General features: G+C 70.1%; 19 protein-coding genes, 1 pseudogene and 1 riboswitch. Of the genes and pseudogenes, 12 read left to right on the top strand and 8 right to left on the bottom strand.

Features of this window, described 5'->3' with window-relative positions:
- Positions 1–71 precede the first annotated feature (71 nt).
- On the top strand, positions 72–860 hold the full coding sequence (locus tag AB0H42_RS18400; RefSeq protein WP_357057307.1) for an ABC transporter permease: 789 nt from the start codon (positions 72–74) through the stop codon (positions 858–860).
- A gap of 72 nt (positions 861–932) precedes the next feature.
- Here AB0H42_RS18400 and AB0H42_RS18395 read toward each other — a convergent pair whose 3' ends face one another.
- Positions 933–1,268: an RNA polymerase-binding protein RbpA gene (locus AB0H42_RS18395; protein WP_030519040.1), complete on the bottom strand. Its 336-nt coding sequence runs from the start codon at positions 1,266–1,268 to the stop codon at positions 933–935.
- A 416-nt stretch (positions 1,269–1,684) separates the two neighbouring features.
- Between AB0H42_RS18395 and AB0H42_RS18390 the strand changes: the two genes are divergently transcribed.
- Complete coding sequence (locus AB0H42_RS18390) at positions 1,685–2,008, top strand: hypothetical protein (protein WP_357057174.1); 324 nt, start codon at positions 1,685–1,687, stop codon at positions 2,006–2,008.
- On the opposite strand, the gene AB0H42_RS18385 is transcribed toward AB0H42_RS18390, so the two are convergent.
- Both AB0H42_RS18385 and AB0H42_RS18380 read right to left on the bottom strand, forming a co-directional pair.
- Positions 1,959–3,068, bottom strand: coding sequence for a hypothetical protein (locus tag AB0H42_RS18385; RefSeq protein ID WP_357057172.1), 1,110 nt, complete (start codon positions 3,066–3,068; stop codon positions 1,959–1,961). The two genes, AB0H42_RS18390 and AB0H42_RS18385, sit on opposite strands and share 50 nt — an antisense overlap.
- A gap of 106 nt (positions 3,069–3,174) precedes the next feature.
- Positions 3,175–3,888: a M23 family metallopeptidase gene (locus tag AB0H42_RS18380; RefSeq protein WP_357057170.1), complete on the bottom strand. Its 714-nt coding sequence runs from the start codon at positions 3,886–3,888 to the stop codon at positions 3,175–3,177.
- Positions 3,889–4,071: 183 nt separating this feature from the next.
- On the opposite strand from AB0H42_RS18380, the gene AB0H42_RS18375 reads away from it, so the two are divergent.
- Entirely contained in the window at positions 4,072–4,395 is a 324-nt protein-coding gene (locus AB0H42_RS18375; RefSeq protein WP_357057168.1) for a metalloregulator ArsR/SmtB family transcription factor, read from the top strand.
- Positions 4,396–4,405: 10 nt separating this feature from the next.
- Here the strand turns inward: AB0H42_RS18375 and AB0H42_RS18370 are convergent, their stop codons facing one another.
- A complete protein-coding gene (locus AB0H42_RS18370; RefSeq protein ID WP_357057166.1) occupies positions 4,406–5,386 on the bottom strand; it encodes a glycosyltransferase family 9 protein in 981 nt (326 codons plus the stop codon).
- Between the two features lie 206 nt (positions 5,387–5,592).
- Positions 5,593–5,737, top strand: a riboswitch (cobalamin riboswitch).
- Between the two features lie 103 nt (positions 5,738–5,840).
- Here AB0H42_RS18370 and AB0H42_RS18365 point away from each other — a divergent pair.
- The 6 genes from AB0H42_RS18365 (at position 5,841) to AB0H42_RS18340 (ending at position 12,930) form a co-directional block, all read left to right on the top strand.
- The gene (locus tag AB0H42_RS18365) at positions 5,841–7,367 is read left to right on the top strand and encodes an ABC transporter substrate-binding protein (RefSeq protein ID WP_357057164.1); all 1,527 of its coding nucleotides are present in this window, start codon (positions 5,841–5,843) and stop codon (positions 7,365–7,367) included.
- The gene (locus AB0H42_RS18360) at positions 7,364–8,131 is read left to right on the top strand and encodes a class I SAM-dependent methyltransferase (protein ID WP_357057162.1); all 768 of its coding nucleotides are present in this window, start codon (positions 7,364–7,366) and stop codon (positions 8,129–8,131) included. The genes AB0H42_RS18365 and AB0H42_RS18360 overlap by 4 nt, the downstream gene beginning before the upstream one ends.
- Positions 8,132–8,138: 7 nt before the next feature.
- Complete coding sequence (locus tag AB0H42_RS18355) at positions 8,139–9,113, top strand: ABC transporter permease (protein WP_357057160.1); 975 nt, start codon at positions 8,139–8,141, stop codon at positions 9,111–9,113.
- Entirely contained in the window at positions 9,110–9,934 is an 825-nt protein-coding gene (locus AB0H42_RS18350) for an ABC transporter permease subunit (RefSeq protein ID WP_357057158.1), read from the top strand. The genes AB0H42_RS18355 and AB0H42_RS18350 overlap by 4 nt, the downstream gene beginning before the upstream one ends.
- Positions 9,927–11,453, top strand: coding sequence for an ATP-binding cassette domain-containing protein (locus AB0H42_RS18345; RefSeq protein ID WP_357057156.1), 1,527 nt, complete (start codon positions 9,927–9,929; stop codon positions 11,451–11,453). Before AB0H42_RS18350 ends, AB0H42_RS18345 begins: the two co-directional genes overlap by 8 nt.
- A gap of 118 nt (positions 11,454–11,571) precedes the next feature.
- Complete coding sequence (locus AB0H42_RS18340; protein ID WP_357057154.1) at positions 11,572–12,930, top strand: LLM class flavin-dependent oxidoreductase; 1,359 nt, start codon at positions 11,572–11,574, stop codon at positions 12,928–12,930.
- Between the two features lie 42 nt (positions 12,931–12,972).
- On the opposite strand, the gene AB0H42_RS18335 is transcribed toward AB0H42_RS18340, so the two are convergent.
- Together AB0H42_RS18335 and AB0H42_RS18330 are read right to left on the bottom strand one after the other, a co-directional pair.
- Positions 12,973–13,416, bottom strand: a complete 444-nt coding sequence (locus tag AB0H42_RS18335; protein ID WP_357057151.1) for a nuclear transport factor 2 family protein — start codon at positions 13,414–13,416, stop codon at positions 12,973–12,975.
- Entirely contained in the window at positions 13,413–14,225 is an 813-nt protein-coding gene (locus tag AB0H42_RS18330) for an SDR family NAD(P)-dependent oxidoreductase (RefSeq protein WP_357057149.1), read from the bottom strand. Before AB0H42_RS18330 ends, AB0H42_RS18335 begins: the two co-directional genes overlap by 4 nt.
- Before the next feature lie 104 nt (positions 14,226–14,329).
- On the opposite strand from AB0H42_RS18330, the gene AB0H42_RS18325 reads away from it, so the two are divergent.
- Entirely contained in the window at positions 14,330–14,932 is a 603-nt protein-coding gene (locus tag AB0H42_RS18325) for a TetR family transcriptional regulator (RefSeq protein ID WP_357057147.1), read from the top strand.
- On the opposite strand, the gene AB0H42_RS18320 is transcribed toward AB0H42_RS18325, so the two are convergent.
- The gene (locus tag AB0H42_RS18320) at positions 14,929–15,897 is read right to left on the bottom strand and encodes a phosphatase PAP2 family protein (RefSeq protein ID WP_357057146.1); all 969 of its coding nucleotides are present in this window, start codon (positions 15,895–15,897) and stop codon (positions 14,929–14,931) included. The genes AB0H42_RS18325 and AB0H42_RS18320 overlap by 4 nt on opposite strands.
- 219 nt (positions 15,898–16,116) lie before the next feature.
- On the opposite strand from AB0H42_RS18320, the pseudogene AB0H42_RS18315 reads away from it, so the two are divergent.
- Together AB0H42_RS18315 and AB0H42_RS18310 are read left to right on the top strand one after the other, a co-directional pair.
- Positions 16,117–16,275 (top strand): annotated as a pseudogene (locus AB0H42_RS18315) (alpha/beta hydrolase); the annotation flags it as partial.
- Between the two features lie 104 nt (positions 16,276–16,379).
- On the top strand, positions 16,380–17,228 hold the full coding sequence (locus AB0H42_RS18310) for a hypothetical protein (protein WP_357057144.1): 849 nt from the start codon (positions 16,380–16,382) through the stop codon (positions 17,226–17,228).
- Positions 17,229–17,312: 84 nt separating this feature from the next.
- Here the strand turns inward: AB0H42_RS18310 and AB0H42_RS18305 are convergent, their stop codons facing one another.
- Entirely contained in the window at positions 17,313–18,335 is a 1,023-nt protein-coding gene (locus AB0H42_RS18305) for a sterol desaturase family protein (protein ID WP_357057142.1), read from the bottom strand.
- Between the last annotated feature and the right edge of the window lie 77 nt (positions 18,336–18,412).

The following is an 18,412-nucleotide window of genomic DNA, read 5'->3' as shown; positions in this document are numbered from 1 at the left end:
CCGATGAGACGGAGGCGGAACTGTCACACGCGCCCGGCTCGCACCGGATTCCGAAGTCCACCGAACCGCGTATGCGGTTCCTCCGCGACAGCGCGATCGTCGCGCATCGAAATCTGATCACCATCATGCGGGTGCCGACATTGCTGGTCACGGCCACGGTGCAGCCGCTGATGTTCGTCTTCCTGTTCGCCTACGTGTTCGGCGCCTCGCTGGGCGGCGGCCAGTACCGGGAGTTCCTGATCGCCGGGATCATGGCCCAGACCGTCGCCTTCAGTGCCGCGTTCACCACCGTGGGGCTGGCCGGCGACCTGGAGAAGGGCATCATCGACCGGATGCGCTCGCTGCCCATGTCACGGCTGGCGGTGCTGATGGGGCGCACGCTCTCCGATCTGGTGGTGAGCATGGTCAGCCTGGCGGTGATGACCGTGTCCGGGTACGTCGTCGGCTGGAGCATCAACGGAAGCCTTGCCGAGGCCGCACTCGCCTACACGGTGATCCTGCTCTTCGCCTTCGCCATGTCGTGGGTCGGCGCGCTCACCGGGCTGCTCGCCCCGAACGTCGAGGTCGCCCAGAGCGCCGGGCTGATCTGGCTGTTCCCGCTGTCGTTCATCTCCTCGGCATTCATCTCGGCCCAGACCCTGCCCGAGCCGCTGGCCACCATCGCCGAATGGAATCCGATCACCGCGGTCGCGGCGAGCGGACGGAAACTGTTCGACAACAGCGCGCCCCCGATGTTCCCTACCGCGACCGGCTGGCCGGCCGAGCACTGCGTCGAATACGCGGTTCTGTGCTCGGCGGCCATTCTGCTGATCGCGATACCGCTGGCGCTGTTGCAGTACCGCCGGGTGGCCAGTCACTGAGCACGACAAAGGCCGTGCCCGCCGGATATCCGGCGGGCACGGCCTTGCTATGCCACCTCTGGTCGTCCGGGCTCAGCCCCGGCGACGGGTCTTGAGCAGTTCCAGCCGCTCCTTGAGCAGTTCCTCGAGCTCATCCTTGCTGCGCCGCTCGAGCAGCATGTCCCAATGCGTGCGGGGCGGCTTCACCTTCTTCGCCTCCTGCGTGGTGCCCTCGATCAGCACACCTTCCTGGCCGTTGCGGCACAACCAGGTCGGCGGAATCTCGGCGTCGTCGGCGAACGGAACATCGAACTCTTCACCATTGTCGGTCCGGTACCGGGCGATCCGGCGGGGAGCCAGATCATGGTCGCGGTCGGTTTCGTAGCTCACCGCTCCGAGCCGGCTGCCCCGGAGTACGCGATCTGCCATCTGTACAGGTCCTCTCTGTGTTGTCGGCGCGTTGCCGCGCGCGGGTCCGCGGTTCCCTGCCGCGGGGCTCCGGAACACCGGAGCGGATACACCGACGGTGTATCCGCTGCGGGGCACCGGAACCCGCGCCGGGGTGCGAACCGATGGGTCGACCCCTTGTTGTCTTGCTACCGCGACCTGGTGGGTCGCGTTCGCCGGCCGTTGTCGCCCGCCGACCGTTCGGGTCACGTGCGCGGGCCGTTGGCTGTGCCACGAATCGGGGATTCGTGCCGGTCCAGGCCGTGCGCCCTGTTGATGTCAACGTTCGTCAGGGTCTTTCCGTTCCCAAGCCTTGTAATTGTACGGGGTTCGGCGAAAAGGCCCCGCGCGGTGTGCGGTGTGTGCCGCTGCGAGAGTTCCTATTAGGGTGTCGGGTCATGTCGCGCCGGTTGGAGTCGTGCCTGTGGTGTGGTCGGGAAATAGTGGATTCGGAAGCAGGGCGGCGGCGCCGCTACTGCCGACAGTCCTGCCGCCAGCGCGCCTATGAGCATCGCAACAATGTGAAGGGCACTGGGATCCCCGCCGATTCGGTGGTGCTCAGTGCCGCCGAGGCCACCGCCCTGGCCGACCGGTGGTTCGCCGCGCGCTGCGCGGCCGAGGATGTGGCGACGGCGGTCGACGAGGGCGCCGGCCGGGAGGAGCTCGCGCGGCTCAGCGCGGTTCTGGTCGAACTCGCCCGGGACGCCGAAAGGTTGCGCTGACCTGCGTCGAATCGTGCTGTGCGCGCGGCGGCGAGATCGTCTCGCCGCCGACCGCCGGGGTGGACCCGACGCTGACCGCGGCGAGGATCGTGACCACGACGCCGAGGCCGAGCAGCGCGAGCAGGGTGGCGGTGTCCGGGTGCAGCAGCGGTTGTCCGCGCATCGCCTGCCAGAATGTGATCGCCTGCAGACCGCCCCAGCCCAGGATCACCACCCCGATCAACCTGCTGCGGGTCCGCGCCGGGCGCAGCCGGGGGTAGCGCCTCGCGTACCAGGCGAGGATCACCACCGCGGCCAGTACCACCTGAATTCCGTGCAATCCGACGAAATGGGGAATGCGCAGGTCACCGCCGAGGGTGCTCCAGTGGGTGATCGGCATACCCGTCACCGCGTCCGGTGCGCCGACGGCCTGCCGGGTTCCGGCGTCGACCACGGTGTGCCCGGCGGCCAATTCGACCAGCCGGCCGTCCGCGGTCCGGGTGAGCTGGGTCCCGGTGAAACCCATGAGGTATCCCAGTGCCATCGAGACCACACCCATCGTCAGCCCGCCGCGAATCGCCCACACTGTGGGCCGATCCGCGCCGGGACGTATCGAAACGATCACGGCGATCAGCAGATTCGCGAAAAAGAGACCCGGGACACCCGAGGCGAAGATTATCTGCCCGATTTCGTTGACCGGGTCTGTTTCGGTGTTGAAATGGCTGAAGGTGCCACGCGCGGCCTGGACCACGATGAATCCCACGTCCACGAACGCGGTGACGGAGAACACGACCCCCAGCCACCAGGTCACCCGCCGGCCACGGTGGGGTAGTGACAGCAGCCAGGCAAGGGTCAGCGAGTACAGCAGAAACGCCAGCCCGAATTTGACCGGTTTGAGCCAGACCGATTCGCCGAGTAGGACGCGGTCGTCGACGGCCATCGCGATCAGGCCGGTAAACACCAGACCGGCCATTGCCGCGGAACTGAGCAGCAAAGGCCGGTGCAGGCGTCCGATCACCCGACATGGATCGGAAGTTGTGGGGCGTCCGGGAACCGGGACGCTGGGGAGCAGTGCGGACATGATCCGACGGTAGGAACGGGGATCCGGCCGCCGCGTCCCACTATGGGACTGGGTGCGGCCGGTACCCCGGTATGCCGGGGGCCGTCGGATCGGCCGGGGGTAAGGGTCAGCCGGGGTTGTTCAGGACGAGACCGCGACCGGCGAGATAGGGCAGCGGGTCGACCGGGCCGATACCGGGCTGGTGGACCTCGTAGTGCAGGTGCGGTCCGGTGGACTGGCCGCGGCTGCCGACGGTGGCGATCACGTCACCGGCCTGCACCTGCTGGCCGACCGAGGCGAGAATGTCCTGCATATGGCCGTAGACGCCGACGCTGCCGTCGTCCTGCTGGACGCGGACCCACAGGCCGAAGCCGGTGGCCGGACCGGCCTCGATCACGACACCGTCGGTGACCGACCTGATGGGCGAACCCATGTTCGCGGCGAAGTCGATGCCGTTGTGGTTGGTGCCCCAGCGTGCCCCGAAGCCCGAGGACACGACGCCGTCGGCCGGTTGTACCGTGGTTTGGCGCGGGGGCTCGTAGAACGGGAAGGACACCGGAGCGGGCTGATTGTCACCGGCGGCCTGATGCGGGGCCCACGCGGCGGGGTCGTGCGAGGTGGCCGGCCGTTCGGCGGGCGCGCGGTCGGCGGGGTCGGCCGGCGCCTCCGAGATGGCGGCTACCGGGGTGATCTGTTCGTTATCGGAATCGGCTCCTGCGGCGAAGAGCGCGAAACCGGCGCAGAGGGCTGTCGAGGTGGCGACAACCTGTGTCGTGATGGGGCGACGTCCGATCGACGACACCGTGAGCTTACGGAAAGGTAACGGAAGGGTCACGGGCATGGTTACAAGCTAGGGGACCGACACGCCGAGTCAGCAATTATGTGGCAACAGTCACGAGATCATATATTCCCAGGTCGCGTATTACCGTCCGATAACGGAACCGGAAATACCGCCCGCCGAGCTGCGCAAGTGAGACATTGATCTAGTTTGACCGAAGTGTGCCAGAAGATCGACACTGTTTCAGTGGTCGCTAACAGAGTCGCGCCGCTGGTCGCCCTGGCAGACCCCACCAGGCGCGCGATATTCGAGGCGTTGCCCGCCGGGCCGCGCTCGGTGGGCGAGCTCGCCGCCCAGGTCGGGATCACCAGCTCGGCGGCATCGCAGCATCTGCGGGTACTGCGGGACGCGCGGCTGGTGATGATGCGGCCGATGGGCAACCACCGCCTCTACTCCCTGGACCCCCGCGGTCTCAGCGATGCCCGCGACTACCTCGAACAGTTCTGGCAGAGCGCCCTGGCCGCCTACGCCGCCGCGCTCAGCGAAGCCGCGAACCGGGACGACCGGTAGCGCCGGCCCCTCAGCCGACCCGGCGGTACGCCGGACTGCCGGTCATACCCGCTTCGCCGCGACGTTTGCTCAGCTGCCGGTCGAGGGCAGCGATCACCTCGGCCGAGCCGATCTGTAGCAGGCCGGGATCGGTGGTGGAGGCATGACGGTCGCCGATGCGCCCGGCCCACAGCACCTCGTGCCGGGTCAGCAGGTGCCGCGGCGGCCCGCCCTGATCCGGGGCCGTGGGACCGAACAGTTGCACGGTGCGGGTGCCGAAGGCGGTGGCGAGATGGGCGACGCCGGTGTCACCGCACAGGACCACGGAGGCCTCGGCCACCGTCGCCGACAATTCGATCAGGTTCTGAGTACCGGCCAGCACCCGCCGGCCGGACAGTCCGGCCCGGGCCGCGATCCCCAGCGCGTTCTCCCGGTCGCTCTCGTCACCGGTCAGCACGACCTCGTGGCCGAGTACCAGCAGATGCCGGATCACCGCCGCGAATCGGTCCGCGGGCCAGCGCCGGGCGGCCGTGCTCGCGCCGATATGGACGACCACGCTGTCGCGATGACTGGTGGTGGCCACCGGCGGCACCAGGCCCAGATTGCGCCGATCTGCACCGACCCCGTCGAATTCGAGCAGATGACACCAGCGGTCGATCGGATGGTGGTCGGGTTGCCACTCGGGTGCCGGGATCTCCGGGAACGCCGGATTCCGATACGTGAGGATACGTTCGGCCCCGGTCTTGCCGAGCTGCACGATCGGGGCGGTGCCGGCGCCGTGCAGGTTCACCGCCAGTTTCGGCGGCGGCCCATCCCAGCGCAGGCCCTGCGGATCGGCGATGGGCACGAACTCGTCCACGCAGGCGATCACATCCACGATGGGACGCAGGCGGTGCGGCGCGGCCAGCACGAGATGATCGCTGCGGCGGGCCCGGCGCAGTGCACGTAATGCCGGCACAGCGGTGAGTAGATCACCGAGACCGCGTGCCTGAAGCACGAGAACTACCGACACCCGACTCTCCTAGCCACCTGTTGCCCGTTGTGCCGCCCCCTCTCGAACCGTCCTGGCGAGAACGGACCACGGCGAGAGCATTTCCTTGGATGACTACCACCTGGTAGCCGGCGGCAAACGTTGGCCGGTGGCGGCCTGGATCACACGCTGTGCGTTCGCCCGGCGTGGCAGTACCGTCCGCCACCTGACGGGACGGGTATCGCGTAGGCGAGACGATGGTCACCCGCGGGGCGCTTGGGTAATGTGACCGATGTTCGTAGGGAAGTCCGGTGCGAATCCGGCGCTGTCCCGCAACTGTGTGGCTCGCATGCGGGCCGCAGCCAGATACCTGCGGATGAACCAGAAACGGTCATGATCACGTGGGTATGGTCGATGCGCCGAACGAGCCGCTCGAGCGCGGTCCGTTTCGCATGTCTTCGTCGCGTGACCCTGCCTGACGCGACGGGAGTCGGATATGCGTTGTGCACCACCGGAGTCGAGCCGCCGAGCGTTTCTGGTCGGCAGTGTGCTGGCCGCGGGAGCGCTGGCCCTCGGCTGCGGCCGCGGCTCCTCCGCCGGTACCGATACGTTCACCGCCGCCTTCCAAGGCTCCGGCGCCGGGGAGGGGATCGACCCCGGCGTGCACACCCTCTTCATCGACGAAGCCCGGATGAAGGCCGTCTACGACGGTCTGTTCGAGGTGGATGGTTCGATGACACCGATCCCGCGGCTGGCGGAATCGGCCGAACCGAATGCCGACGGCACCCGGTGGCGGATCGCGCTGCGGGACGCGGCCTGGCACGACGGGAAGAAGTTCACCGCACGCGATGTGCTGTACACCTTCTCGCGGGTGCTCGGGCCCGCGCCGCAGCGCCCGTTCATCGCCGCGTCCTCGCTGGACCAGGTGGACCTGGCCGGCAGTCGCGCGATCGACGACCGCACCGTCGAGATCGTGCTGAAGCGGCCCTCGTTCGAGTTCCGCATCGCACTGTCGGTGTACGGCACCAAGATCGTGCAGGACGGCGCCGCCGATTTCACCCGCCCGGTGGGCACCGGGCCCTTCGTCTTCGACTCCTTCGAGGCCGGCCGGCAGTTCACCGCGCACCGTAACGAGCACTACTGGGACGGCGCGCCCGCCGTCGGGCAGTTGCGGATCGTGAGCGCGGAGGCGGACGCCCGGGTGAACGCGGTACGCGGCGGCGAAATCGACTACGCCGACAACCTCACGCCGTCGGCAGCGCGGACGCTGGCGGGGCACCCCGGCGTCACACTGGTGTCCACCCCCGGGAGCGGAATCCATTTCTTCGCCATGAAGACCGACCGGCCGCCGTTCGACAACCCGGATGTGCGACGCGCCGTCATGCGGATGGTCGACCGGGCGGAACTGGTGAAGGTGGCGTTCGAAGGTCAAGGGGAGGTCGGCAACGATGTCTTCGGTAAGGGCTACCAGTACTACGCCGATCTGCCGCAGCACGAGTACGACCCCGACGAGGCCGGCCGGCTGCTGCGCCGGGCCGGGGTACGCGAGCTGAGTTTCGATCTGTTCACCGCCCCGGTCGCCTACGGGTTCGTCGAAGCCGCCCGGCTGTTCGCCGAGCAAGCCGCCGGATGCGGAGTCCGGGTGAACGTGGTGCTGGGTTCCAAGGACAGCTATTACACCGATGCGCTGCGGACGGGACATCTCACGATGGGGCAGTCGGGGCCGCTGCCGATCCCCAACCATTTCGCCTCGCGGCTGCTCAGCACATCCCCGCAGAACCGCACCAAATGGTCCGATCCGCAGTTCGACGCGCTGTACACGACCGCGCAGGCCACCCCTGATCCGGACCGCCGGGCGGCGCTCTACCGCGACATGCACGAAATACTGCACGATCGAGGAGGCTTCGTGTTCTTCGGCACCACGCACTGGAACAGCGCCGCCGGTGACCGGTTCCGGCAGCTTCCGGCCGCCGTACCCAATTCGCACGACTGGGCGCGCTTCGACGCGGTTTCGGCCCGATGACCGCCGCGCGGCTCGATCCGGACCGGGCACGGTACTGGGTCGAACGCTGGGATCGCCAGCAGGAGTACTACCTGCCCGACCGGGAGGCCCGGTTCGAGGTGATCGGTGATGTGCTGACCGAACTGCTCATCCGGCCGGATCCCCTGATCGTCGATCTGGGCGTCGGCCCGGGGACCCTGGCGGGCCGGTTGCTCGCCCGCATTCCCGGCGCCACCGTCGTCGGTGTCGACGCCGACCCGCTGCTGCTGGCGCTGGCCGACACCGTCTACGGTTCACCGCGGTTCCGGACCGTATCCGCCGATCTGCGCGCGCCCGGCTGGTTCGCCGCGCTGGACCTCGAGCGCGCCCCCGACGCGTTCGTGAGCACCACGGCACTGCACTGGATGAACCGGGCACCGCTGCGCGCGCTGATCGAGACCTGTGCCCGGGCGCTGCCGGCGGGCGGGGTCTTCGTCGACGGTGACCATCTGTACGAGGGGCCGGACGGTCCGCGACTGGACGATCTGGGCCGGGCGCTGACCGCCCGGCGGGCCGAGCGGGTGGGCTCGGCCGCGGGGGAGGACTGGGCGGCGTGGTGGGCGGCCGTGGGAGCGGCCGACGAACTCGCCGAGCCGGCGCGCCTGCGCGACGGCGGATTCGAGCACACGGTCACCGATCGGCCCACCGCCGGCGACTACACCGCTTTCCTACGCGCCGCCGGTTTCGCCGAGGCCGGGACGGTCTGGCAGTACGGCGACGACCGCGTCGTGGTCGGGATCCGGTAGCGGCCCGATGGCCGGGAATTCACGGGCGTTGCCGCGACTGCTGCTGCGCCGGGCCGGGTTGGGCGCCGGGCAGTTGCTGGTCCTGCTGGTTCTGGTGTTCGTACTGTCGCTGCTGCTGCCGGGCGATGCCGCCGATATCCAGAGCAACACCATCCTGAGCGAGGCGCAGCAGCAGACCGCCCGGCAGCTGCTCGGGCTCGACGCGGCACCGGTCACCCGGTTCCTCGACTGGCTCGGCGCGGCGGTGCGCGGGGATTTCGGCACCTCCTATGCCAGTGGCGCACCGGTCGGCACCATGATCGCGGGCCCGTTCCTGGTCACCGCGTTGCTCGCCGGGTCGGCGTTGGTCCTGCTGGTGCCTCTCGCGGTGACCGCCGGTTTCGCGGCGGGAACGCGCCCCGGTTCGGCGCGCGACCGCGTGATCACCGCGATCAGTATCGGATTCGATTCGATCCCCGATTTCGTCCTCGCGGTCCTGTTGGTGACCTTCCTGTCGATCCGCCTCGATCTGCTGCCCGCAACCTTCCTCGGCGTCGATCCGGCCGCGCTGCCGGCCCGGCCCGAATATCTGGTGCTGCCGCTGGTCGTCACCGTGGCCCGGGTGGCGGCCCCGCTGGTGCGGTTGGTGCGGGCCGGCGTCATCGATGTACTGGACCGGCCGTATATCGCCGCGGCCCGCCGCCTGGGCGTGGGACGGGTCTCGCTGCTCGCCCGGCATATCGCACCCAACGCCCTCGCCCCGGCGATGCAGGAATTCGGCCGCACCGGTGACGGCCTGCTGTCGGGAGTGCTGATCGTCGAGGCGGTTTTCGCGGTGCCGGGTATCGCGTCGGAACTCGTCGGCGCCATCGGCAACCGGGACGATCCGGTGATCCTGGCGATCGTCGCGGTCACCGGCACCCTTGCGGTCGTGGTCAACACGCTGATCGATATGGCGGGGTACCGGATGAACCCGCAGCCGGCCGCGGAGCAGCGCGGATGAGTATGCGGCGGTGGTTGTACTCGGCGCTGATCGCGGTACCGCTGGTATTCGTGGTCGCCGGTCCGGTGCTCGCCCGGCCCGCGCCGGCCGAACGCGGGACGCCGTTCGGGCCGTCCGAATGGTCGCCGCTGGGCACCGACCGGCTCGGGCGGGATGTCCTGGCGGCCGCGCTCACCGGCGGTCAGACCTTTCTCCTGACCGGACTGCTGACCGTGCTCGGGGCATATCTGGTGGGGTTCCTGATCGGGATGGCCGCGGCGGCGGCGCCGCGGGTCTGGCTCGACGATCTGCTGATGCGCCCGATCGACGTGCTGCTGTGTATTCCGTCGCTGCTGATCATCATGGTGGCGGCGCTGCGCGGCCGCGGTTCGGCGGTGATGATCGCCTGCGCGATCGGGCTGGCGCTGGTGGCACCGATCGCGCGTTTCGTGCGGGCGGCGGCGGCCGGGGTGGTGCACGGACCGGTGATGGACGCGCTGCGGATGCAGGGGCAGAGCCGGTCGTTCCGGTACGGGAATTACGCGGCGCGCGAGATCTCGCGGCCGCTCGCGGCCGACCTCGGGGTCCGCTTCACCGCCGCGGTCTATTTCCTCGCCTCCGCCAATTTCCTAGGACTCGGATTCGACACCACCTCCACCGATTGGGCGGTATCGGTCGCGGCGAACAAGGACGCGCTGCTGATCGCGCCGTGGTCGGTGGTCCTGCCCGGGGCGTTGATCGTGCTGCTGGTGGTGGGCACCAATCTCCTGGTGGACGATCTGCTCGCCGATCCGCGTGCCGTCGCGGCGGGAGATCTGCGCCGGGCGGGTGGCCATGGCTGACCGGCCACTGATCTCGGTGCGCGCGCTCAGTGCCCGCGCCGGCGAGGCGGTGATCCTGCGCGATATCGGATTCGATATCGAGGCCGGGCAGATCGTGGCGTTGTTCGGGCCGTCGGGCGCGGGTAAGACGACCATCGCGACCGCGCTGGCCGATGCGGTGGGACCCGGGATCGAACTGGCCGGCGCGGTCCGCCGCGCCCCGGGAGTCCGGGTCGGGTACCTGCCGCAGCACGCGGCATCCACACTCAACCCGGCGCGCCGGATCGGCGCGGCCCTGGGCGAATTGGTCGGGTTGCAGCACCGGCGCGCGGGCGGCGGCCGGTTACGCGGGCCGCAGCGGCGGGCGCGGATCGCCCGGCTCCTGGCCGCCGCCGCCTTCGAACTCGACGACCGGGAACTCGACCGGGCGCTACGGAAGTACCCGTTCGAGTTCTCCGGCGGTGAGCGGGTGCGACTGGCGCTGGCGCAGGTGCTGGCGGGCCGCCCCGATGTGCTCGTGGTCGACGAGCCGACGGCCGGACTGGATCCGCTCGCGCGGGCCGCCTTGCTCACCGGTTTGAGCGGTGTGCGCGCGGCAGGCACCGCGGTGGTGCTGATCACCCACGATTCGTTCGCCGTCGAACGGCTCGGGGACCGTGTCCTGTTCGTACGCGATGGGCGGCTCACTGCGGACGGTGCGATCGAACCGGACCCGGTTTCCCCGCCACCGGCGGCCGCTCGCCCGCCCGCCGAGCCCGCCGTGCGGGTCCACGGCCTGACGGTGGGCCGCCGCGGGCGTCCGGTTCTCGACCGCGTGGACCTGGACCTGCACCCCGGCGAACATCTCGGGCTCGTCGGGCTGTCGGGCGCGGGTAAGACGACGCTGGCCCGCTGTATCGCCGGGCTCACCCGTCCGGACGCCGGGACGATCGTGGCATGGGGGGAACGGCTGCCGGTGTTGCGGCGCAGGTCGCGTCGGCAGCTCGCCCGTATCCAATATGTGTGGCAGGAGTCGGCGGCCACCTTCGACACCCGCCGCAGCGTCCTCGATCAGGTCGCCGCCACGGGCACCGGACTGTGCGGGATGACCCGTACGGCTGCCCGGTCCGCCGCACTGGACCTGCTCGCGGATTTCGGTATCGACGAGGCGCAGGACGGACGCCCGCCGGCCGGGCTCTCCGGTGGGCAGCTGCAGCGTGCCGCGCTGGCACGGGCGCTGTTGGCCGGTCCGCGGTTGCTGCTGTGCGACGAAGTGACCACCGCGCTCGACGAACCCACTGCCCGGCGTGTCCTGGACCGGCTGGACGACTACCGCGCCCGCAGCGGTGCGACTGTGGTGTCGATCAGCCACGATCTGCGCGGCCGGCTGGCGCGCTGCGACCGCATCGCGGTGCTGGACCGCGCGCGGATCGCCGAACTCGGCACGCCCGCGGATCTGGTCGCAGGCCCCCGCACGGAGATCTTGTCCCGGCTGATGCGGGCCGACGGTGTCGATTCCGGGCGTCCCGCGTCCCAACATCAGCTCGAGCGCAATCGGTGACGGGCGGCCACCGGCCGCCGAGACTCGTCGCTGTGACAGCAAACCCGCAGCATGCGTGCGACCGCACCGGCGCGTCCACATCCGGCGGGCATCGGCCCGCACGTCCGAGGAGGCGACCGTGACTCGTGAGCTCCACCTGGCAGGCTTTCTGATCGCCTCGCACGTCACGCATTCGCATGCGGCGTGGCGCCACCCCGCCTCGGAAACCGATTATCTGGGACCCGGCTACTACCGGCGGGTGGCGCAGACCCTGGAACGAGGCACATTCGACTTCTTGTTCTTCGCCGATCTGCTGGCCACCCCGGTCCGCTACGGCAACGATATCCGGGTGCCGCTGCGCAGCGGCACCCAGGCGTCGGCGACGCTCGATCCGTCGCTGGTCGCCGCCGGCCTGGCGAATGTGACCGACCGGCTCGGGCTGGCGATCACCAAATCCACCACGTACTTCCATCCCTACGAGGTGGCCCGGATCTTCGCGACCCTCGACCATCTCTCCGGCGGCCGGGCCGGCTGGAACGTGGTGACCTCGCTGAACCAGGCCGAGGCGCAGAATTTCGGGGCCCAGGACCATCTCGGGCACGACGAGCGGTACGAACGGGCCCAGGAATTCCTCGAAGTCGCCTACAAACTCTGGGGCAGCTGGGATACCGACGCTCTGGTCCAGGACAAGGGCACCGGTGTATTCGCCGATCCCGACAAGGTCCGGACCGTGGACCACGAGGGCACCTGGTTCAAGACCCGCGGCCCGCTGACCGTGCCGCGGTCCCCGCAGAGCCGGCCGGTGCTCATCCAGGCCGGTTCCTCGCCGGTGGGCAAGGATTTCGCCGCGCGCTGGGCGGAGGCGATCTTCGAGATCGACCCGACGCCCGAAGGCCGCCGCGCCTACTACGACGATGTGAAATCGCGGGCGGTGAACTTCGGCCGCAATCCCGACGACATCAAGATCTTCCCGTCGTTCGTGCCGTTCGTCGGGGAGACCGAGGCCATCGCCCGGGAGAAGCAGGCCTTCCACAACGAACTCGCCGACCCGGTCTCCGGTCTCATCACGCTTTCGGTGCACACCGATCACGATTTCTCCCGCTACGATCTGGACGCGCCGATCGAGGATCTGGTGGTTCCGGGTACACAGGGGCTGTTCGAGGTGGCCCGCCGGCTCAGCGCCACCGAGAACCTCACCCTGCGCGATATCGGCAAGCTGTACGCCCAGGGTGTGCTACTGCCGCAGTTCGTCGGCACCGCCGAGCAGATCGCCGATCAGATCGAAGCCGGTTTCACCGGTGGTGAGGCCGACGGCTATATCCTCTCCGCGGCCCAGGCACCGGGCACCTTCCACGATTTCGTCGACTTCGTGGTGCCCGAACTGCGGCGTCGCGGCCTGTTCCGGACCGAGTACACCGGTACCACGCTGCGCGATCATCTGGGCCTCGGCCCGGCCTCGCTGACTCCGGTCGCGCGCCCGGCCACCGTCGCCGGCTGAGTTCCGCCCGCCGGGACCCGGTGCGCCCGGGTCCCGTGCGGCTCAGTCCGCCGTCGGAGAGATGTTCGTCCGCAGCAGGTCCCGGGCCTGCGGGCCACCGTCGAGCGCCCGGGTGACGCGGCGGGTGATCCGCCGGCCGCGCGGAGTGCGGGTGAGCCGGAAATTGTTCGCCCCTGCCCGCCACACCCGGTAGCCGTCGTCGGACCGGCGCACCAGCAGTGATTCGCAGACCGCCGTGGCCGTATCACTGTCGACGACGACCCGGGCCGGTCCGAGGAAATGCGCACAGCTCGCGTCGATCAGGGAGTGGTGTGCGGCCGCCGACCCACAGCGGCGCCGTGGTCGAGGTGGCGGGCGGGTCGACGACGAAATCGCCGACCTTCCGGCGCCCCCATACGGCCCGTGTTCGGCGGTGCCGCCCCTGGATTCCCAGGGCGAGGCACCGGGTGTCCGGACCACGATCGGGGTGGACAGCCCGACTCTCACCGCGGCGGGTCTTCGGTTGCGCCGATGAGCCGGCGCATCATCCGGTCCGCTCCCAGCACGGCCGCGGCGCGATCCGGGTCGCTGCGCCGGGCCGCGAGCCGCTCATGGGCGCCGATGACGTGGACCGGGCCCCGGCCCAGTGCCGCGAGACCTTCCGTCGCGACCTCATCGGGTTCGGAGACCGGCATTCCGGGGATGTCGAAGTCCAGGCCCACCCGCTGCATCGCCGGGGTGCGGGTGACCCCGAGGACGAGCTCGAGGACGTCCACGTCGTGTTCACGCAGTTCGAGCCAGAGACCTTCGGCGAAGACCCGCCCGAATGCCTTCACTCCGCCGTAGACCGTGTGCCGCCGCGAGCCCAGGTAGCCGGCCAGCGAACCCACCAGCAGGATCCCGCCGTGCCGCCGGTCGCGCATCGCGGCCCCGAACCCGGCGATCAGCGCGAGCGGGGTGGTGATGTTGAGTTCGACGACGCGCTGGAAGGCCGCGGGATCGCCGTCGAGGAACTCGGCGCTGTGGGTGTTGGCGCCGGCATTGTGGACCAGCAACCCGACCTCGACATCGGCGACCGCGTCGAGCACCGCCGCCGTGGCGTCCGGGTGGGTGAGGTCGGCGGCCAGGGTGCGGACCGTGACGCCCAGGGCCCGGCATTCCGCGGCGGTGTCCTCGAGCGGACCGGCCCGCCGGGCTACCAGCAGCAGGTGGATACCGGATTCCGCGAGCTGCCGGGCGAACGATCGGCCCACGCCTTCGGAACCGCCGGTGATCACCGCCCACGGGCCGTAGCGCCCGGGATCGACTGGGGTCATCGCTGGGTCTCCGTTCGGGATTCGGGATCGGACCACACCCAGTTCTACAACCGGCGGTGTGAAAATACTAGAGTGAATTCTAGTTTTCCGAATGGAGGTATCCAGTGCCGCGGATCGCCGAACCCCGGGAGCCGGGCCGGCCGACCACCACGCTCCAGCGCGAACGCCGGCGCGCCATCCTGCGCGCCGCCGCCCGGCTCGGTGCCGAACAGGGTCTCGAACACGTCCAGATGTCCGATATCGCGGCGGCGGCCGGGGTGGCGCTGGGGACGCTGTACCGCTACTACCCGTCCAAACATCATCTCTACTCGGGCGTACTCGAGTCGGCCGTCGCGGACCTGCCCGTTCCGGAGGCGGTACCGGGCGATCCGGTGGGCGCCGTGGCCGACCTGCTCGAATCGGCGGTGACCGGGCTGCTCCGGCGCCCCCTGCTCGGCCGCGCCATGCTGGTCTCGGCGAATGCCGTGCGCTCGGCCGGGCCGGTGGCGGTCGACACCACGCTGCGCGACCGCATCCTCGCCGCCGCCGGTATCGGCGAAGCGGACGCGGCGGACCAGCAGCTGGCCCGGCTCGCCGAGCAGTGCGCCTACGGCATCCTGACCTGGGCCACGGCGGGTCAGCTGAGTGCGGAACAGGCGGTGGCCGATATGCGCCGGGCCGCCACTCTGCTGCTGGAGCCCTGGGCGTCCCGCGGTCCGGCCGGCTAGCCGCCGCGGTCGCCGCCCGGTGCCGCGATCGTGGGCGCCGGGGCCGGTCCGGCCGGTGCGCGGCGCCGCTCCCAGGCGGTGGCCAGCCCGATCGCCAGCCCGACGTACACCCAGCCCAGCAGCACATCGATCACATAGTGCTCACCCCCGTAGACCAGGGTGAAACCCATCGCCACCGGGAACGCGGCCAACGGGACCCGCCACCACCGGTGCCCGGCCGACGGCCACAGCGCGATGGCGACCAGCAGTGCGAAGCCCGCGTGCAGCGACGGGATCGCGGCGACGGGATTACTGTGCGCGGCCAGCCAGTCCGCGCCGATATCGACCGAGTACAGCCGGAACCCGAAACCGGTGCTCCGGTGGATCTCGGCCTGGATCACCCCGGCGCGGGCGGCGTACCAGGGCGGCGCGGCGGGCAGCAGGACATAGGTCACCAGACCGAGATAGGACAGCAGCAGGATCCGGCGCATATATTTCGACCAGCGCTCCCGTGACAGGACGTAGAAAATCGCGGCGACCAGCCAGGGCACCAGGAAATGGCTGGTGTAAATGAGGCCGGTGAGTACGGTCCACCAGGGCCGTCCGCCACCACCGTCCAGCTGCTCCTGTAACCACACCGTGGGCACGGTGCCACCGAACAGGGCACGTTCCACCACGACCGGTTCGTGGACCCGCAGCGGCATCCCGAGGGTGTTGGCGATACCGCGGGTGTGGTCGTAGACGACCAGTGCGGCGATCAGCGGAACCCAGTCGACGAGAATGCGTACCTGATCCCGCCACGGGCGGTCCGGTGCGAAGGCCGCGATCCCCACGACGATCCACAGCGCCTGATAGATCCGCTGGGTCGGCGGGCCGAAGAGCACGGTGACCACGAGAAGCGCGAGCAGATACGCCGACCACACCCCGCTGCGCAGCAGCCTGCGATGTCGTTGCGCGGCCGGTACCTCCGTGGCGGGCGCACCCATCCCCACAGTTTTCCGCAACCGACCCCGAGTCGCCGTCGCGACCTGCGGAAACGACGCGTGATCGAGACCGCCGCAGCGGGCCGTGCAGCGCTGGGTGAACGTGCCCGGTAGGCCGCCGCCTCGCCGGGCCCGGGCTCGGAACGTCCTGAGCGGTATCGGACCTCCGCCGCCGGACAGCCACTGTATGTCACCGCGACGCCGGCGGCCGAGAACGTCCGCGACCTGGTACTCGTCGGCCACCGCTACGGAGGCATGGTGATCACCGGGGCCGCGGACCGCGCGCCGGATCGGGTCGCAGCACTGGTGTACGTGGACGCCATGGTGCCCGCACACGGCGACTCCTGCCGGGATCTCGCCTCGGAGCATCGGTGGTACCTGGATGGTGAAGGCCTGCTGCGGATCCTCCGCGGCACGATCGAGGCACGCTGACCCGCTCGCGCGTACCGGTCCGGGCCCTCCCCGCGCGGCTAGGCTCGGGTGGTATGAGCCTGGGCGAGGTGGCCGGCGACCTGTACGGGCTGGCGCCCGCCGAGTTCGTCGCCGCGCGCGACGCCCGCGCCGGTGCGGCAAAGGAATCCGGGGATCGGGACCTGGCGGCGGCGATCACGGCCCTGCGCAAACCCACGGTGGCGGCGTGGGCGGTGAACACGCTGGTACGTGCGGCCCCCCGCGAGGTAGACGCGCTGCTGCGGCTCGGCGCCGAGCTGCGGACGGCGCAGCGGCAACTGTCCGGTGCCCGGCTGCGCGAACTGACCCGGCAGCGCCGCCAGGTGGTGGACGCCTTGGCCGAACGGGCGGGTGAGGTGGCCGCCGGCCAGGGCCGGCCCGTGTCCGAGGCGATACTGCGTCAGGTGAGTGAGACGCTGACGGCCGCGCTCGCCGATTCCGGTATCGCCGAGCAGGTCCGCGCCGGCACCCTGGCCACCGCGCAGAACTACGCGGGTTTCGGTCCGGTGGAGCCGGATCTGTCCGTGGTCCGGGACAAGCCGAAGGCCGCCGCTGCCGGGACACGGCAGAAGAAGAAAGCCGCTGAACCCACCGCGGCCGAACACACGCGCGCCGCGCGCGCCGAGGCGGACCGGCAGCGCGCGCAGGAAGAACTGCGCGCCGCGGAAACCGCCGCGCGCGAGGCCCTCACCGCCGCCGCGAAGGAAGCACAGCGCGCGGCCGGACACCTCGAGGCCACCACCGTGCGGCTGACCGAACTCCGCGACGAACTCGCCGCGGCGGAAGACCGGCACCGATTCGCCCGCAACGCCGAGCGCGCCGCCCGGGACGCGGTCCGGGCGGCGACGGTCGAACTGGAACGGGCCCGGCGGCGCAAGCGCTGACCAGGCCGCTGAGGGTTCGGAGTCGAGTGCCTCGCGGCGGGGCCATGCCCCGTGCCGTTCCCGTAACCGGGCGTCCAGGTCCGGTCACCGCGCGGTCGAGGCCAGCGGTGATCCGTTGCGTGCCTCGGCCACATCGGCGGGGACGATCACGGCATCCGGGGCGATCGGGTCGGCGCGCAGCGCCCCGTCGAAGTGGGAACGCGGCGCGGTACGGGGGAACTCGGTGTCCGGCCGGGCCGGGGCCGGTGAGCCGGGGTCGGGAGCTTCCCGGTATCCGGGTGGGGCGAGCAGGTATCCGAGCCGGCCGGCCCAGGTGCGCGCGTGCCTGATATCGCGGACCAGGGCAGCGAGCTCGCCGTAGTTCACCTTCAGCAGATTGCGGGTCTCGATATCGTGCACGAGGCCGTACCGGACCGGCTCGATCTCCGCGGCGTAGCTGCCGAAGAGGCGGTCCCAGACGATGAGGACACCGGCGTAGTTCTTGTCGAGGTAGGGGTTGTTCGAGCCGTGGTGCACGCGGTGGTGCGACGGCGTGTTGAAAAGGTATTCGAGGGGGCCCCACAGCCTGCCCACCCGCTCGGTATGGATCGGGAACTGGAACACCAGGTTCAACGACTGCATCAGCAGCACCATCCATACCGGGAAACCCAGCAGGACCGCCGGGGCGAAGAACGCGCCGCGCAGCACCATCGTGGGGTTGAGCCAGGGCAGCCGGACCGCGGTGGTGAGGTTGAAGTACTGCGATGAATGGTGCACCGCGTGCGAGGTCCACATCAGTCGCACCCGATGGTCCGCGCGATGGGCCCAGTAATAGCAGAAATCCACCACCACGAAGGCCGCCGGCCACACCCACCACGTGCCGGTGTCCAGGTGAACCGGGGCGACTGCCGCGGCGAGCGCCAGCGGACCGACGGTGCCGATCGCGGTGATGATCGGTTTGGTGACCCGGCCGAGCAGGAATGTCCCGAGGTTGGTCGCGACCTCCCGGCCGTCGTAACCGTGGACACCCGGCCGGGTATCCGGGTCGGTCCGGTCGGCGAACCACTCCGCCGACATCAGCAGCGCGAAAGCGAGCATCGTGGGGATCGCGACGAGGAGATCGGGCATGTACCGGACCTTTCACCGAGCATCAGCTGTCCCCGAGAACGATGCCCCGCCAGGGTGGGGTGGCGGTATGGCCGTGA

Origin of the sequence: Nocardia sp. NPDC050799 (assembly GCF_040654015.1) — a bacterium.
Lineage (GTDB): Bacteria > Actinomycetota > Actinomycetes > Mycobacteriales > Mycobacteriaceae > Nocardia.
The sequence above is the reverse complement of the archived record's forward strand: the minus strand, read 5'-3'. Positions and strand labels throughout refer to the sequence as shown.